Below are 16217 nucleotides of genomic sequence, written 5' to 3' on the forward strand. Positions count from 1 at the left end.
TTTTTTACTTCCACAAAAACAAAGAAAAGAGCCGAAGCTCTTTTCGTTTCTAAATTATTATACTTGTTAGATCGTTAGACCCTTCTGCCTAAGCAGCTCAATTAAAGCCTGATGCAAGTTATTCATGGTGTTCGCATCTAGCACATTGCCTTGTCCATCTTTCCACGTAATTGATGTGCGTGTGTCTTGCGCTTCGGCAACACTTATTGTGTAGTCACCATTTTCAATAGGCAACACCACAGCTTCTTCGCCCCAGATAGAGTCCCAAACGCTGCTTTCCGGCGCTTCATAGCGAACTAACACTTCTTGTTTTTCCCTATCAACGCGGACAACGGTAAAGTTACTTCTTTCTAGGAAGTTTGAAAAACGATCCAACACCGCTTGCTGACCTTTTTCGGTAAGTAGTGCCGAATTCCCCGCTTTATCAAAGCCTAGCTCTAATGCCAACACGCCTTGTCGCTTGCGAAGCTCAACCTGAAGTAGACGATACTGATAGTCAAATTCCGATACTACTTCGTTAAGCGCTCGAACCTCTAGGTGACGCTTTAATAATGGCGTGAGCGCTTCTTCACCTTGATAATCAACTAGTTCGGCTAAAACTGATGCCGTACGTTGGTGTGCTTTTTGCTCTACCGTGAAGGTAAACTTTTGTTTAGCAGGGGCTTTGCTCTCCTCCCAAAACCAGCCATCTTTTGGTTTAATGAGCGAATACCAAGTGGTTGTTACGGTACCTTGTGCTTTATTTTCAACCTCATAACCTGCTTCGTGTAAAGCAATGACGCCATCAACAGCACGCCAGATAAACTGTGGTAAATCGTCTATACCATCGTTTTTATCAAAAAAGATCCTTGCCGCTTCTTCGCCTTGCTCAACCCAGCTACCTTGCGCAACAGTCAATACTTGTTGAGGAGCACGGTAACTGACCGGTTCTGGGGTGTTTTCATATTGCCCTACAGGCATCGCAAATTCAGGGTCGCGATAAGGCTTCTCTAGCCCTTCAGGAACCTTAACTGGCGCATTTGCTCGATAATTTCTCTCATGATGTGCATCATTTGTGAAAATACTACAGCCGCTCAAACTAACGGCAATTCCAAGAACCAGTGATTTTGGGATCCAATACTGCACTCATTTACTCCTTAGCAAACCCTATTATTATTCGAATCAAAGTTATGATTTAGGATTGCCGAATTGGTTCACACAAAGTTACCAAATATTGGCAACGTTGAACTATTAGCGCTATGACAGTATAGATTTAGCACTTTTTGCTGACCTATCTATTACATAGCCAAAAATTTGCCCTATGTTACTTGTCATGCACCAGAAAAACAAGCAACCACACAGTCATCCACGATTCTATTTTTTATTACATCCCGCTAGCGCTAAAACTCAGATATGGTAGTATTTCGCGTTAACTAATTGGGCGCGTTACATGAAATCAGAGGTTTTAAAATGGCCACGCATCATACAAACCATCAGCTAGTCTTAACAGCGATAGGTGAAGACAGATCTGGTATTGTTGGTGAATTGACACAACTTGTGAGCGACTGCAACTGTAATATTATCGACAGCCGTATCGCAATATTAGGTAACGAATTTACTTTCATTATGTTACTCGCCGGTGATATGGCCTCTATCAGTCGTGTCGAACATACCTTACCAGCTAAAAGCATGGAGCTGGGTTTGTTGACCATGATGAAACGAACCTCAAGTCATCAACAAGGGGAATTTAGTGCCGGTTATACCTTGGAGTACGAAGGGCTGGATTCTCCCGGTACATTGAGCAAAGTGACTCGCTATTTTGCAGCGCAAGGCGTCAGTATTTGTTCACTAAAATCGGATACCTTTGAGCAAGATGACGAACTTCACATGCGCTGTGAGCTTGAATTCAATATTCCTGTAGATGTTGATATCGATAACTTTAAAGTTCAGTTTGAAGATCTTTCTCACGCCTTAAACGTAGATTACATTTTTAGACGCATTCGCTAAGGATTTTACATGAACACTTTGAAAGCAGGTGATAAAGCACCATTATTTTCATTACAGAATCAAAATGACGAAACCATTGAACTTGCGAGCTTACTTAAGAGCAATCAAGTCTTAGTCTATTTTTACCCCAAAGCGCTTACACCAGGCTGCACAGTTCAAGCGGAAAACTTACGCGATCACAAAACAGAACTCGCTGCACTTAACACCGTTGCCGTTGGTATTAGCCCTGATCCTGTGAAAAAGTTAAAAAACTTTGAAAACAAAAAAGAGCTAAACTTCGATCTACTCTCTGATGAAGATCATGCCGTCGCAGATGAGTTCGGTGTTTGGGGTCTGAAGAAATTTATGGGTAAAGAGTATGACGGGATCCACAGATTGTCGTTCCTGGTGGGTCAGGATGGAACCATCAAACATGTATTCAATAAGTTTAAAACAAAAGATCATCATCAAGTCGTTATTGAGCATCTAAAAGCGCAAGCATAAACAATAGATGGTTCAACACACCCAGTAGTAAAGAGTTTTTAGGCTTTAACATAAAAAATCCGATAAACGACTGTTTATCGGATTTTTTTACCAACCTTATTCGTCGGTATATTTTGATACGTAGCAGTAATACCAACTAAGTAAGTTTTAGAACAAATGGTATTAGATCGCTGCGTTTCTGAATTCTTTAACAAACTGCTTAACAGGCATGTCGTTACAACGAAGGTTACGTACCTGTTGATTGCTAAGGCGTAAATGATTCACACCGTGACGCACAGCGTCAATACATAATCCAGTTGCTACATCAGATTTTTCAGCAACTAACTCAACTTTCTTTTCTTGCTTTTGAATACGCTGAGATGCTTTTGCAAACTCACGAATATCTTCACCATTACACTTGATGCTCGGTGAAAAGCGAGAAATAAATAAGCCTAGTGATGCAGCTTCTTTACGTGCTGCACTGAACCCCTGCTCCGCAGCAACAGCGCACACTTTTGTCGCAGGCGACGAGTCAGCTTGCGTGTACTCAACTTGAGACGCAAACGCAGTTGAAGAAGCTAGAGAAACAAGACCTAAGAAAGAGAGAGATTTAAGCATAATATACCCCAAATGAACGATTCGGTGCGGATTATAATTACAATGTAGAATAAGTAAACAGCTAAATCATGCAAAACTGCTTATTTAATGTTCTATTTACACTAGGGTAAAATTATCGCTATGGCACACCTAAACTTGTACAAAATTTAACAAGTTCATATATACCAATACCGGGACAAACGCTTTCTTCAACGACTGCGATAGCTAGGTTTTAGGTACGTTCAAATGCTACTAACCAGTTTTTCTTGTCTTAAACTGCAAAAAAGGTGTTAGGCGCTATATAAATTTTACTGTAGCGTGCTTCACTCCCCACAGCACAAGTATCATTGTCCAATACATTGGCTCAACTTGACGGATCAAATTGGTACAACCTTTTGATTGTGGTTGTGATTGCTAAAATTCACCGATAGAAAGGCAATAATTTCTCAAAGCTCAGGTTAATTGCCTTCAATCGCTGATCCTCTTCTTTTTAAATGATAAACTCTGCTACAAAACAGCAAAGTCAATAGAGAGTGCTATGAAAATTGTCTCGTTTAACATTAATGGCCTAAGAGCTAGGCTACATCAATTACAAGCATTAATAGAAAAACATCAACCTGACGTGATTGGGCTTCAGGAAATCAAAGTACATGATGAAGCTTTTCCTAAAGATGATGTCGAAGCACTGGGGTACCATGTTTATTTTCATGGACAAAAAGCTCATTATGGTGTTGCGATACTCTCCAAAAAGCCAGCCAAAGTGATTCAAAAAGGCTTTGCAACCGACACTGATGAATCACAACGTAGAATGATTAGTGGTACATTTGAAAGTGACTCTGGCGCTGAGGTCACTGTAATGAATGGCTACTTCCCACAAGGCGACAATATTAACCACGAAACAAAATTTCCGTATAAAAGACAATTTTATGCTGATCTGATGACACATTTAAATGAGTTTGCTGATCCTAAATCAAATTTAGTCGTGATGGGTGACATTAATATCTCTCCAATAGATGCTGATATTGGTATTGGTGAGCAAAATCGTAAACGATGGCTAAAAACCGGAAAGTGCTCTTTCCAGCCAGAGGAACGTGAATGGTTAAAAACGTTATTGGACTGGGGTTTCAAAGATACATTTAGAGAGTTAACACCTGATGCCACAGAGAAATACTCTTGGTTTGACTATCGCTCTAAAGGCTTTGATGACAACCGTGGATTACGTATTGATGTGGTACTCGCTACAGAGCCTTTGATGGCTAAGTGCCTTGAAAGTGATATCGATTACGAGTTAAGAGGAATTGAAAAGCCTTCAGATCACGCCCCAGTTTGGGCTACTTTTAGTCTCTGATCGTATCATATCAACGAAGTGACTTTTTTTGAGGGGAGTAAACCTTGTCAATTACGTAGCTATCGCTAAGGCAAAAGCTTATCTAGATGAGAAGGTTTTAACCGGTTAGCATCAAGGTACTCCCTCACACTGAGTAAATCTGAAAACCAAATAGGATCGCACTATATTGAGCTGTAACTCACAGTTTTGCTCGAACTAGTATTGCCAATCTCATTAACATGTGGAAGAAGCCGTGACTTTTATCGCCGCGCTCGGATTATTTTTATTTAGCTTTAATCGTCAAGAGTACCAACAATTATTACTGGTTGCAGCAAGACAAACTGGGGTGTTAAGTTGCGCTGTCGTACTCACGTTGCTGTGGCAAATTAAGGCGGGCATTTTACCACAACTTGATATTCATATTTTGGGTGTTACCGCTGTAAGCCTTATACTGGGATGGCGTTTAGGTGCGCTAAGTGCAAGCTTAGCATGTATATTACATGGTTACTTCAACGGCTTCTCATTGCCGGAGTTTGGTAATTTATGGCTCTTTACCGCTTTACTCCCAGTGTACATTAGTTACGGGTTATTTGTGCTTTGCTATCATTACCTACCGAGGCACTTTTTTGTATATATCTTCGTCTGTGCATTTATATTTGCAGGTACCGTCGGGTGCTTAAAAATCTTACTCAGCGCAATGTACTATTACACCGTCGATGCCTATACTTGGTTCGAGCTTGCAGATAATTACCTGCACTTTGCTGTCATCATGTGGTTCCCAGAAGCAATGCTAAATGGCATGGCTATCACTTTGCTTATTACATACCGCCCACATTGGGTTAAAACCTTTTTTGATAGGGAATACTTAGACAAATGATATCCCATTACCGCTGCCCGCTTTGTAAACTACCTTTGTTTCGAGGTGGTGCTAGCTATACCTGTGATCAAAATCACCAATTTGATATAGCCAAAGAAGGCTATGTCAACTTATTGCCAGTTCAGAATAAAAAGTCTAAACAGCCTGGTGACAACCAAGAAATGGTGGCTGCACGTCGTGCATTTTTTGAAACCCACCATTATGAGTTTCTAAGAGATAACCTCGCCTCTCTTGTAGCACAGAAAACGCCTGAAAAAGTATTGGACTTAGGCTGTGGAGAAGGGTTTTATACACGAGAAATTGCGAGTCACTGTCCAAGTGCCACGGTATATGGTGTAGATATTGCCAAGCCAGCAATACGTTATGCAGCAAAACGCTACGCTCAAGTCGCGTTTAGTGTCGCGTCTGTTAAGGAGGCGCCATTTGAAGATAAGTTTGCTGACGTTATCGTCAGTATTTTCGCGCCGATTTTTGATCAAGAGTTAGCGCGTCTGTGTAAATCAAAAGGCAGCTTATTTGTGATATCACCAGCAGAGCATCATCTGTTTGAGCTAAAGTCTCTCATTTACGACGATGTGAAACTACACAAAGCGCCGGACACCCCTGCTGGTTTTACATTAGTTGATCGTACCAAGTTACAACAGACTCACACTATGGACTTTACTTGCGTACAGCACCTGATCATGATGACACCATTTGCGTGGAAATTTAAGCAGCAGCACTTAGACAGATTGCAAAAAATGGATAAAGTTGAAGTGACGCTATCATTTTTTATTAATGAATATCAGCGCAACGAATAGCACTATCTTACGAACTAACATGGATATGTTGAAGTCCAAAGGTGATTCACTAAATTAGCGCTTGCACGCTGTAGCCTACCCACTGTTTTTAGGGGTAGGCTTATACATTACCTCACAGGTTTTCTTTGGTGAATGCTTTATCCATCTTTTCAAACATATCTTTCAATAATCTCGCCAATTCCCGATATCTTGGCTTTCTAGAGGATAAAGGGGTATCGTAGCCATTCGCAACCATCTTTTGGTGAAGCTCTGTGTACCAAGAATTCAGTGCTGGATTTAATGGTGTTTCCGCCCTTTTTCCTAACCATAACAGCCCTTGAACAGGCAACGATAAAAAGAACAGCGCAACCGCTATCGCCTGTGGTAAATATTGGTACCCCAACTGACTAGTTTGCAGAAATAGAGTAAACACCGCCAGCATAGGCATAGTATTTAAAGCAAGCTCTGTCGCCTTTATCACCCGAAACTCGGGGAATAGTGGTGCTAATTCCTTGCGCATAGGCCACTCTTTTGAGTATTGACGTCCAAGTTGCACTTGCGAAATAAGACTTTTTTGCATCATAACTCCTAGGTGCTAACTTTTATATAAAAAATGAGGTAAAATCGACGTCTTTACTGTCAACTATACCTTAGTCTAAATGCGTAGCTTATATGCGCTATAGCTTTAAGCTTAATACGCAATAACTGTTATTGTCAAAACGGAAAGTCATTATGTCATCTCAGCATGTTTTGGTTCTTAATTGTGGAAGCTCCAGTCTCAAGTTTGCAATCATTGATAACGCAACCGGAGAGGAAATATTATCAGGTCTGGGCGAGCGCCTCGCTGAACAAGCACCACAAATAAAGTACAAGTTCCAAGGCAACAAAGAAATCGTTCCCCTTAACAGTGGTGATGCACACCAAGTTGCAATCACTACACTTGTAAAACTCATCAAAGATCTTTCTTTAGATGCTGATCTTGTCGCTGTCGGCCATCGCGTAGTGCATGGCGGAGAGCGTTTTACACAGTCAGTCATTATTGATGACTCCGTTATTCAAGCAATCGAAGCAACGGCAAGTCTCGCGCCTTTGCACAACCCTGCCAATCTACTTGGCATACGCGCAGCACAGGCGGCATTTGCCCATTTACCGCAGATTGCAGTGTTTGATACGGCCTTCCACCAAAGTATGGATCAAACCGCATACCTTTACGCGCTACCCTACTCACTCTACCGTGAACATGGTGTACGACGTTACGGCTTCCACGGGACTAGTCATGCTTACGTATCGGCACAAGCCATTGAAGTTTTAGGGTTGCAACAGGCACTATCTCGTATTATCACTGCGCATTTGGGTAATGGCTGTTCTGTTACGGCCATAAAAGATGGTAAATCTGTCGATACTAGTATGGGGTTAACCCCACTGGAGGGTCTGGTTATGGGGACCCGAAGTGGTGATATAGACCCAGGTTTATTTTCATTCCTTATCAACCACCTAAACTACTCAACCCAGCAAATTGATACGCTGTTGAACAAGCAAAGTGGTTTACTTGGGATCAGTGAGCTATCAAATGACTGCCGCACAATAGAAGAAGCGGCTCAGGAAAATCACCCTCAAGCGAGTCTCGCCTTGGATATTTTTTGTTACCGTTTGGCTAAGCAAATTGCTAGCTTCTTAGTCCCGTTAGGTGGTTTAGATGCACTCGTATTCACAGGTGGTATCGGTGAAAACTCGGATGTTATCCGTGAAAAAGTGGTTAACCAACTGGGCTTCCTTGGCATGAAGGTAAATGCTGAGCAAAACCTCAAAGCTCGATTTGGTGGTCAGGGTATTATCACTGACGCCGCACATTCTCCGGTTGCGATGGTTATTCCAACGAATGAAGAGTGGGTGATCGCGAACGACGCTGCAACACTTGCAAAAGGAGCATAGTAATGGGACGTCGTATCATGCTCATTCCTATTTCAACTGGCGTTGGCTTAACGTCGGTTTCTGTAGGTATAGTCCGAGCGCTTGAGCAAAAAGCGGTCAAAGTGAACTTTTTTAAACCGATTGCACAACCAAGAAAAGAAGACACAGGTCCAGAAAAATCGACCCTTATCGTACAACAAGGGTCAACGATTACTCCGCCAACACCATTTGAGCTGAGCTATGCTGAGCAGATGATTGGTGATGGTAAAGGCGACGACTTGCTAGAGGAAATTGTAGAGCGCTTCGAAGGTACGGTGCAAGATGATGAGGTTGCCATCATTGAAGGGATGGTGCCCACGCGTCGTCAGCCATATGCTGGACGTGTGAATCGTGAAATCGCTCAAACTCTGGGCGCAGACATTGTTTTTGTTCTAACACCAGGAAATGACTCCATTGACGAGCTTGAAGATCGACTAGAAATCGCCGCGGGTAATTACGGCGGGGTCAACCACCCTCGTGTGCTGGGTTGTATTTTTAACAAAGTCAATGCACCACTGGATGAAGATGGTCGAGCACGTGCAGACTTAGTTGATCAGTACAAGCCTGATGAACTAGAAAATGAAATGAATCGATTAGCGTCGCTACCGATTTTTAGAAAGCACCCATTTCAGCTGTTAGGCGCAATTCCGTGGGACTTTGATCTTGTTGCACCTCGGGTTATTGATCTGAGTAATTACATGAAAGCCGAAGTCATCAATGCAGGTGACATGGAACACCGTCGTCTGCGCCGCGTGACCTTCTGTGCTCGAACGGTATCAAATATTCTGAACCACTTTACCCCAGGTGCCCTGTTGGTCACTCCAGGTGACCGTTCAGATATATTGGTCGCAGCCTGTTTATCGGCTATGAATGGTACAAAGATTGGTGCCATATTATTAACCGGTGGTTTTAAGCCCGAAGAGAAGATCATGACCTTGTGTGAGCAGGCCATGGATACTGGTTTACCTATTCTCGCCACTGAGGCCGATACATGGCGTACGTCATTACTACTACATAACTTTAATATGGAAGTACCCAGTGATGATGAGCAACGTATTGAAAGGGTGAAGCAGCACAATGCTCGCCATATTGACAGTGAGTGGCTAGAGGGTCTTGCTAAAGGCGTTGCCAAAACTCGTAAGCTGTCACCACCGGCTTTTCGTTACTTGCTCACTGATCTGGCAAGACGTGCAGGTAAAACAATTGTACTACCCGAAGGCAATGAGCCTCGTACAATAAAGGCTGCTGCGATTTGTGGCGCTCGCAACATTGCGAAGACCGTGTTACTTGGCGACCGCGAAGAAATTGAGCGCATCGCCCAGCAGCAAGGTGTAGAGCTAAATGAAAATGTGACCATATTATCGCCACAAGATGAAGTGCACAAATATATTGCGCCTATGGTTGAGATACGCAAAAACAAAGGTCTCACTGAAGTTGTTGCTGAAGAGCAGTTACAAGACAACGTAGTTCTTGGCACTATGATGTTAGCTGAAGGCAAAGTTGATGGCTTGGTATCAGGCGCAGTGAACACCACAGCAAATACTATCAGGCCGCCTCTGCAGTTGATAAAAACCGCGCCTGGCGCATCCTTAGTTAGCTCAGTATTTTTTATGCTGTTACCAGATCAAGTATTAGTGTACGGTGACTGTGCAATTAACCCTGATCCCACTGCGGAGCAATTAGCAGATATCGCCATCCAGTCAGCTGACTCAGCTTCAGCATTTGGTATCGAACCGCGAGTTGCAATGATCAGTTACAGTACTGGTACTTCTGGGCAAGGCGCTGATGTGGAAAAAGTGAGAGCTGCAACAGAAATTGCACAGGAAAAACGCCCCGACCTAGATATAGATGGGCCACTTCAATACGATGCCGCAATAATGGAAAATGTCGCGCGTAAAAAAGCACCAAACAGCAAAGTGGCTGGTAAAGCAACTGTGTTTGTCTTTCCAGATCTGAACACCGGTAATACTACATATAAGGCTGTACAACGAAGTGCGGAGCTGATCAGCATAGGGCCTATGCTGCAAGGTATGCGCAAGCCCGTCAATGATTTAAGTAGGGGTGCATTAGTCGATGACATCGTATATACAATCGCGTTGACCGCAATTCAAGCGACGCAAATCGAAGCTTAATCACTACTATTAGACGAAGGGCTCAATACTGAGCCCTTTCCTCTCAAAGTACACCTTGATTTATATCTTTTTGACAATAATTACTGGGGATGCCCTACTTCCTCATACAACGCCATAACCCTGCATTGAAATCGACACAAAAACCACGAAAATTGTGACTGAAAAGCCATTGGTTATTCTAATACCAATTATCTTAATTCAGTGGTCTATTTTGAGGCGAGAAGATCTTGCCGTAACCAGACAAAAATTTTGCTATTTAGTTGTTCTAAGTAAGCAATTATTAAGTCTAATTGGTATCAGCTCTTAATAATTAATTTTTTACTTTTACCCGTCTGCTCTGGTCTTTAATTTGACTTCACTATACTATGTTTTAAGCACTTGGTATTTTTCCAAATAAAGGGTTGGTAATGTCAAAGCAAACACTGCAGCTGCTCAAGCAAGAATTTACGATACATAGTCTAGATTGTGATGAAGCAGTACCGCAAGCGGTGTTAAACAGTGAAATTTTCTTTATAGCCAAAACATCAGATGAGCTATCCATAGTCTGTGAGTCAGGTATTAAAGTCGATAGCCTTGCAGCCGAAACTCACTGGCGCGCGCTAGAGGTAATAGGACCGCTTGGATTTTCTTTAACTGGCATTATGGCAAATATATCTGGCGTGCTGGCAAAATCGAACATCTCAATATTTACCTTATCAACGTATGATACAGACTATATTCTTGTGAAGCAGAGCCAAATTCAACATGCTATACAAGCGCTTAAAAAAGACGGGTATTTACTACTTTGATTGAACTTTCACCAACTATTCAGTATCGACCAATATCACAAATTGCCAACCCTATCGCACATATTCCTAGCCCTTTCACCGGTAAGGTGTTTCCGCTCACAGCACACTCAAACGCAGTAATTGCATCGGGAGCATTGGGAATTGGTGTATGCGTGCAGGTTCGAGTGCCACTGCTGCTTTCTCCTTGTCACGGCCAGTTACTCCAAACGCGCAGAAATGGCTGCGAGTATATTGTGCAGGCAAACAACGGCCTTAAAATGTTACTAAGCCTTGACATCAGTAGTGAGTTTACCAAGCCTGAATACCTTAAAGCTAATAGCTTTGGTAAGTCTAAGATCGCGCTCGGTGAGCCACTATGTTTTTACGATGTTCCTCTAAGTGAAGCAAAAACAATGGCGGCAATTGTGCTACTCAATGCACAAAAACTTGGTGCATGTTATTATCCTTTAAAACAAGTTACAGCGGCCAAAGAGCCGATAATAACCATTGCGAGGGCGTGTGCTTTATGACAGTTATGATGTATGGGATCAGCAACTGCGATACCATTAAAAAAGCAAAAAAATATCTTCAAGACAACAATATCGAGTTTACTTTCCATGACTATCGAAAAGAAGGGATCGACGAAACCCTGCTCGCTACTTTTTTTGAACATTTAGGCTGGGAAAATGTGTTAAATAAACGTGGTACCACCTATCGTGCGCTGAGCGATGAACAAAAGCAGAATTTAAGTGAAACGAGTGCAAAACAGCATTTACTAGATGCGCCAGCCATGATCAAACGTCCAATCTTACTTTATCAAGGTCAATACCACTTAGGCTTTAAAGCAGCCCAATATGATGAGATTTTTGCCTGATGAGTGAAGTAGTAGAATTTGCACAGACCTTGATCCAACGGGCTTCAGTCACACCCGATGATGCAGGGTGCCAGCAATTGATTAACGAGCGTCTAGCAAAATTAGGGTTCAATGTAGAAGAACACTTTTTTGTCGATACGCTCAATACATGGGCACGAAAAGGGACAAGAGGGCCACACTTTTGCTTTGCCGGTCACACCGATGTTGTACCTGTTGGCGACGAGAGCCAATGGCAGCACCCGCCATTTGCAGCAACGATTGAAGGCGATATGTTACATGGGCGTGGCGCTGCCGATATGAAAGGCTCACTTGCTGCGATGATTGTTGCCACAGAGCGGTTTATTAATAACCACCCTAATCACAAAGGATCTTTGTCTTTTTTGATCACCTCTGATGAAGAAGGCCCATTTGTGAATGGGACGACTCGCGTTGTCGACTTACTTGAGGCGCGAAACGAAAAAATTGATATGTGTTTGGTCGGTGAGCCCTCATCTCGTCATGAGCTTGGTGATGTGGTTAAAAATGGTCGTCGCGGGTCACTCACAGGACACCTTAAAGTGATAGGAAAGCAGGGTCATGTCGCGTATCCACACCTCGCTAAAAATCCAATCCACTTATCCGCAGCAGCAATTGCAGAGTTGAGCGATACAGAGTGGGATCAAGGCAATGCGTTTTTTCCAGCAACTAGCTTCCAAGTATCTAATATTAATGGCGGAACCGGTGCCGGCAATGTTATCCCTGGCACCCTACAAGTTCAGTTTAACTTTCGCTTTAGCACTGAGGTAACTGCCGAAGAACTCAAGCAGCGTGTGACTGCGATTTTGGATAAACACCAGCTTGATTACGAACTTGATTGGATATTAAACGGTTTACCGTTTTTAACTGAGCCTGGCCCATTGCTCGATGTTACCATGGCAGCCATTCAAGAAGTAACGGGAAGAACAACAACCCCTGAGACTTCCGGTGGCACCTCTGATGGGCGCTTCATCGCACAAACAGGCTGTAAAGTCATTGAGCTTGGCCCGATAAATGCGACCATTCATCAAGTGAACGAATGCGTAAGTTGTAAAGATCTAGACCAACTCGCATTGATCTATGAAAAAATCTTGGAGAAGTTACTTGCCTAGCCGCTCCTTAACGGCGGCACAGTGTATAGCATGTGGGGTGAATGAATCGCATCTCATATGCTATAACGGTCGTTATGTGCACCGAGAGATTGTGGATGATTTGGCATCCCTTATCAACGCTGCAAAACTGGCCGGTTTCACGCTTTACATGGCTTCAGCATTTCGCAGCTTTGAAAGGCAAAAATCGATATGGGAGCATAAGTTCTCCATGCGACGGCCGGTGCTTGACTTGAACAACCAAGCTGTAGATTTGAGTGAACTGTCTGAAATAGAAAAAGTCAGAGCTATCATGCTGTTTTCTGCCCTTCCAGGAGCAAGCCGCCACCATTTTGGCACAGATATAGATGTATACGCGAGGGATAGACTACCAGCACAGCAATCATTGCAGCTTGAGCCGTGGGAGTACCAGGAAGGCGGGCATCAATACGAATTCTCTGTGTGGCTAGACAGCAACCTCGAACGCTATGGTTTTTACCGACCTTACGACCGTTTTCGTGGTGGTGTTGCTGCCGAACCGTGGCATATCAGTCATTGGCGCACCGCAAAGCCACTGGCTGATTTACAATCTCCGGCTACACTCAAAGCTTTGCTAGCACACACGAATATCGGCGCAAAGACAGCAATACTTGATAACCTAGAGGCGCTACATCAGCAGTTTATCGCTAATATAGCACCCAAGTAACCTGAGCTTCGGATAATACCAATTTGACTTAATACTTGCTCAATTTGAAGGAGTAAATCTGATGCTAACAGCGTTTAACTCCCAGCCAATAGCCAGCTACTTGTGTATAAATTCGCCTTAGGTTACACCATCATTTCTTGTCGTGGATAGCATCAAGTCGAGCAAGTAGGCTTGATGTGTCGAAGCGATTTCCGCCTAACGCTTGAACGTCTGCATAGTACTGATCAACCAACGCTGTAAGCGCTAAATTTGAACCGTTACTTCTTGCCTCATCCAGTGCAATGCCCAAATCTTTTCTCATCCAATCAACAGCAAAGCCAAACTCATACTCTCCTGCTAACATGGTTTTATAGCGATTTTCCATTTGCCATGACCCTGCTGCGCCTTTGGCAATCGTTTCAATCACTTTTTCGCCATCTAAGCCTGCTTGTTTTGCAAAGTGTAGTCCCTCCGCTAATCCCTGTACTACTCCGGCGATACAGATTTGATTAACCATTTTACAAAGCTGTCCAGCACCGACTTCACCAATTAACTGGCTGAATCTTGCAAATGCAGCCATGACTGGTTGTGCTTTTTCAAACGTATTAGTTTGACCACCAACCATAATTGTTAATACGCCATTTTCAGCTCCGGCCTGTCCTCCCGATACCGGAGCATCTAGAAACTCAACCCCTTGTAATTGCGCTTCTTGTGCGACTTCACGGGCGACTTTTGCTGATGTAGTGGTATGATCCACCAGCACTGCACCAGATTTAATTCCCGCCAGCACACCATCATCGCCGTATACTATCGAACGTAAATCATCATCATTACCCACACACATGAATACAAAATCACAGTCAGTCACCGCTGCTTTTGGTGTTGCAGCAAAACTTCCTTGATATTCTGAAGCCCACTTTTCAGCCTTACTTGTCGTACGGTTATATACCGTGACTTGGTAGCCTGCATTTTGCAAATGTCCTGCCATCGGGTAACCCATGACACCCAACCCTAAAAAAGCGACTCTCACTGACATATTTCTGTCCTATTTCATTGTTATCTTAATAAGAATGGAGTTTTTATACCCGAGCACCTCTGTCATAGCAAATGAAAAAACTGCTTTGATACCGAATAACATAAAGAAAACACACGGAGCCTGAAAGGATGGAGAGTATTTATCGTTTTAGTGCACAGCTTATTGATGGACAAGTTATACCGCTACAATCATTTGCGGGTAGACCGCTGCTCATCGTAAACATTGCTAGCAAATGTAGCTTTGCCCCGCAATTATCAGCACTAGAAAAGCTACACAACAAGTACAAACAATTTGGTTTTGAGGTGCTGGCGTTTCCATGCAATCAATTTGGCCGTAATGAGCCACTTGAAGATGAAATGCTCAAAGAATTTTATAATACGCACTTTAATTTGAGCTTTAAGATTTGTACTAAAACACAAGTTAACGGACCGGATGCTCACCCTTTATTTAGCTATTTAAAATCTCATACCCGAGGTATTGCGCAAAATCGCGCGATTAAATGGAATTTTACTAAGTTTCTAATAAACTCTGATGGCATGCTAGTATCTAGATATGCGCCAAGAACAAAACCAGAAACGCTAAAATCAGTGATAGAGAGCCACATTAACCATGAGAATCGCCCTATTCAGTTCGCAAAACTATGAAGTGCCATTTTTTAAGCAAGCCATTGAGCCCTTTTCAGCTCTTGAGTTTTGCTTTATCAATGAATCTCTGAATCCAAATACCGTAGCCCTGTGCCAAGGATATGATGCCATTTGCGTTTTTGTAAATGATATTGTGAATGCCGATGTTATCGCCACACTCAAAGAATATAACATCAAAACAATTGCCCTTCGCTGCGCTGGATTTAACAATGTAGATATTAAGGCTGCAACGGCAAGCAACATAGATGTGGTAAGAGTGCCCGCTTACAGTCCCGAAGCGGTTGCCGAACATTGCATTGCCTTAATGCTAACATTGAGCAGAAAAACACATAAAGCCTATAATCGAGTCAGAGAAGATAACTTTGATCTAAACGGCCTATTAGGCTTCAATATATACAACAAGACTGTTGGTGTTGTTGGTTGTGGGAAAATCGGCCAGGCACTGGTTAGCATTCTTAACGGTTTTGGGGCGAATGTACTGGTTTACGACCCCAATATTGGTGAAGGGCCATACACCCTTGTTTCTTTGGATATTTTGCTCGCACAGTCAGATATAATCAGCCTACACTGTCCATTAAATGAACACACCTATCATATTATTGACGATGCTGCATTTGCAAAAATGAAACCAGGAGTGATGCTTATCAACACCAGTCGAGGTGCGTTATTAGACAGTAAAGCCTGTATCTCAGCACTTAAGTCAAAACAACTCGGTTATCTTGGTTTAGACGTTTATGAACAAGAGTCCGAACTTTTTTTCAAAAACCACAGTGAAGAGATCATTCAAGATGACATCTTTTCTCGATTAGTAAGCTTTCCTAATGTATTAGTAACTGGCCATCAAGGGTTTTTTACTAAAGAAGCACTTAAACAAATAGCTACTGTCACCTGCGAAAACCTTGATGCAGCAAGGGTGGGTAAACCACTATTAAACAAAGTTGAGTGAATAACAAAAAAAAGAGCACTCAACGATACTGTGCTCTTTTGGTTACTTCAAA

General features: G+C 42.8%; 18 protein-coding genes. 14 read left to right on the forward strand and 4 right to left on the reverse strand.

Annotated features, from left to right (window positions below; all coding sequences use genetic code 11):
* Positions 1-66: 66 nt before the first annotated feature.
* Entirely contained in the window at positions 67-1125 is a 1059-nt protein-coding gene (gene bamC, locus J8Z24_RS09970; protein WP_125252430.1) for an NlpB/DapX family lipoprotein, read from the reverse strand.
* Between the two features lie 324 nt (positions 1126-1449).
* Between bamC and J8Z24_RS09975 the strand changes: the two genes are divergently transcribed.
* Positions 1450-1986 (forward strand): glycine cleavage system transcriptional repressor, encoded by a 537-nt coding sequence (locus J8Z24_RS09975; RefSeq protein WP_176033227.1) that lies wholly within the window; start codon positions 1450-1452, stop codon positions 1984-1986.
* A gap of 9 nt (positions 1987-1995) precedes the next feature.
* Positions 1996-2469 carry a thioredoxin-dependent thiol peroxidase gene (bcp, locus tag J8Z24_RS09980; RefSeq protein WP_176033228.1) on the forward strand — a complete coding sequence of 158 codons (474 nt, stop codon included), beginning with the start codon at positions 1996-1998 and terminating at the stop codon, positions 2467-2469.
* A gap of 162 nt (positions 2470-2631) precedes the next feature.
* On the opposite strand, the gene J8Z24_RS09985 is transcribed toward bcp, so the two are convergent.
* Positions 2632-3066: an exonuclease III gene (locus J8Z24_RS09985; protein ID WP_176033229.1), complete on the reverse strand. Its 435-nt coding sequence runs from the start codon at positions 3064-3066 to the stop codon at positions 2632-2634.
* 517 nt (positions 3067-3583) lie between these two features.
* Between J8Z24_RS09985 and xthA the strand changes: the two genes are divergently transcribed.
* From xthA to rlmA, 3 genes are all read left to right on the forward strand, one after another.
* On the forward strand, positions 3584-4393 hold the full coding sequence (xthA, locus tag J8Z24_RS09990) for an exodeoxyribonuclease III (protein ID WP_125252426.1): 810 nt from the start codon (positions 3584-3586) through the stop codon (positions 4391-4393).
* Positions 4394-4625: 232 nt separating this feature from the next.
* Complete coding sequence (locus J8Z24_RS09995; RefSeq protein WP_125252425.1) at positions 4626-5249, forward strand: energy-coupling factor ABC transporter permease; 624 nt, start codon at positions 4626-4628, stop codon at positions 5247-5249.
* Complete coding sequence (gene rlmA / locus J8Z24_RS10000) at positions 5246-6049, forward strand: 23S rRNA (guanine(745)-N(1))-methyltransferase (RefSeq protein WP_252094616.1); 804 nt, start codon at positions 5246-5248, stop codon at positions 6047-6049. The genes J8Z24_RS09995 and rlmA overlap by 4 nt, the downstream gene beginning before the upstream one ends.
* Before the next feature lie 112 nt (positions 6050-6161).
* Here rlmA and yfbV read toward each other — a convergent pair whose 3' ends face one another.
* Positions 6162-6608: a terminus macrodomain insulation protein YfbV gene (yfbV, locus tag J8Z24_RS10005; protein WP_125252423.1), complete on the reverse strand. Its 447-nt coding sequence runs from the start codon at positions 6606-6608 to the stop codon at positions 6162-6164.
* 152 nt (positions 6609-6760) lie between these two features.
* On the opposite strand from yfbV, the gene J8Z24_RS10010 reads away from it, so the two are divergent.
* From J8Z24_RS10010 to J8Z24_RS10040, 7 genes are all read left to right on the forward strand, one after another.
* Positions 6761-7960: an acetate kinase gene (locus J8Z24_RS10010; protein WP_252094617.1), complete on the forward strand. Its 1200-nt coding sequence runs from the start codon at positions 6761-6763 to the stop codon at positions 7958-7960.
* A 2-nt stretch (positions 7961-7962) separates the two neighbouring features.
* Positions 7963-10110 (forward strand): phosphate acetyltransferase, encoded by a 2148-nt coding sequence (pta, locus tag J8Z24_RS10015; RefSeq protein WP_252094618.1) that lies wholly within the window; start codon positions 7963-7965, stop codon positions 10108-10110.
* A 407-nt stretch (positions 10111-10517) separates the two neighbouring features.
* Entirely contained in the window at positions 10518-10898 is a 381-nt protein-coding gene (locus J8Z24_RS10020) for an ACT domain-containing protein (protein WP_147391450.1), read from the forward strand.
* Positions 10895-11407 (forward strand): PTS glucose transporter subunit IIA, encoded by a 513-nt coding sequence (locus J8Z24_RS10025; protein ID WP_128730519.1) that lies wholly within the window; start codon positions 10895-10897, stop codon positions 11405-11407. Before J8Z24_RS10020 ends, J8Z24_RS10025 begins: the two co-directional genes overlap by 4 nt.
* A complete protein-coding gene (locus tag J8Z24_RS10030) occupies positions 11404-11751 on the forward strand; it encodes an ArsC family reductase (protein WP_128730520.1) in 348 nt (115 codons plus the stop codon). Before J8Z24_RS10025 ends, J8Z24_RS10030 begins: the two co-directional genes overlap by 4 nt.
* Positions 11751-12878, forward strand: coding sequence for a succinyl-diaminopimelate desuccinylase (gene dapE / locus J8Z24_RS10035; protein WP_147391448.1), 1128 nt, complete (start codon positions 11751-11753; stop codon positions 12876-12878). The genes J8Z24_RS10030 and dapE overlap by 1 nt, the downstream gene beginning before the upstream one ends.
* Positions 12847-13560 (forward strand): M15 family metallopeptidase, encoded by a 714-nt coding sequence (locus J8Z24_RS10040; RefSeq protein ID WP_252094619.1) that lies wholly within the window; start codon positions 12847-12849, stop codon positions 13558-13560. The genes dapE and J8Z24_RS10040 overlap by 32 nt, the downstream gene beginning before the upstream one ends.
* Positions 13561-13690: 130 nt before the next feature.
* Here J8Z24_RS10040 and J8Z24_RS10045 read toward each other — a convergent pair whose 3' ends face one another.
* Positions 13691-14575 (reverse strand): NAD(P)-dependent oxidoreductase, encoded by an 885-nt coding sequence (locus tag J8Z24_RS10045; protein ID WP_252094620.1) that lies wholly within the window; start codon positions 14573-14575, stop codon positions 13691-13693.
* A gap of 128 nt (positions 14576-14703) precedes the next feature.
* On the opposite strand from J8Z24_RS10045, the gene J8Z24_RS10050 reads away from it, so the two are divergent.
* Together J8Z24_RS10050 and J8Z24_RS10055 are read left to right on the forward strand one after the other, a co-directional pair.
* Positions 14704-15219, forward strand: coding sequence for a glutathione peroxidase (locus J8Z24_RS10050; RefSeq protein WP_125252415.1), 516 nt, complete (start codon positions 14704-14706; stop codon positions 15217-15219).
* A complete protein-coding gene (locus J8Z24_RS10055; protein WP_128730523.1) occupies positions 15185-16165 on the forward strand; it encodes a 2-hydroxyacid dehydrogenase in 981 nt (326 codons plus the stop codon). Before J8Z24_RS10050 ends, J8Z24_RS10055 begins: the two co-directional genes overlap by 35 nt.
* Positions 16166-16217 lie beyond the last annotated feature (52 nt).

It is taken from the genome of Pseudoalteromonas sp. SCSIO 43201 (genome assembly GCF_023716725.1).
Taxonomy (GTDB): Bacteria; Pseudomonadota; Gammaproteobacteria; order Enterobacterales; family Alteromonadaceae; genus Pseudoalteromonas; species Pseudoalteromonas peptidolytica.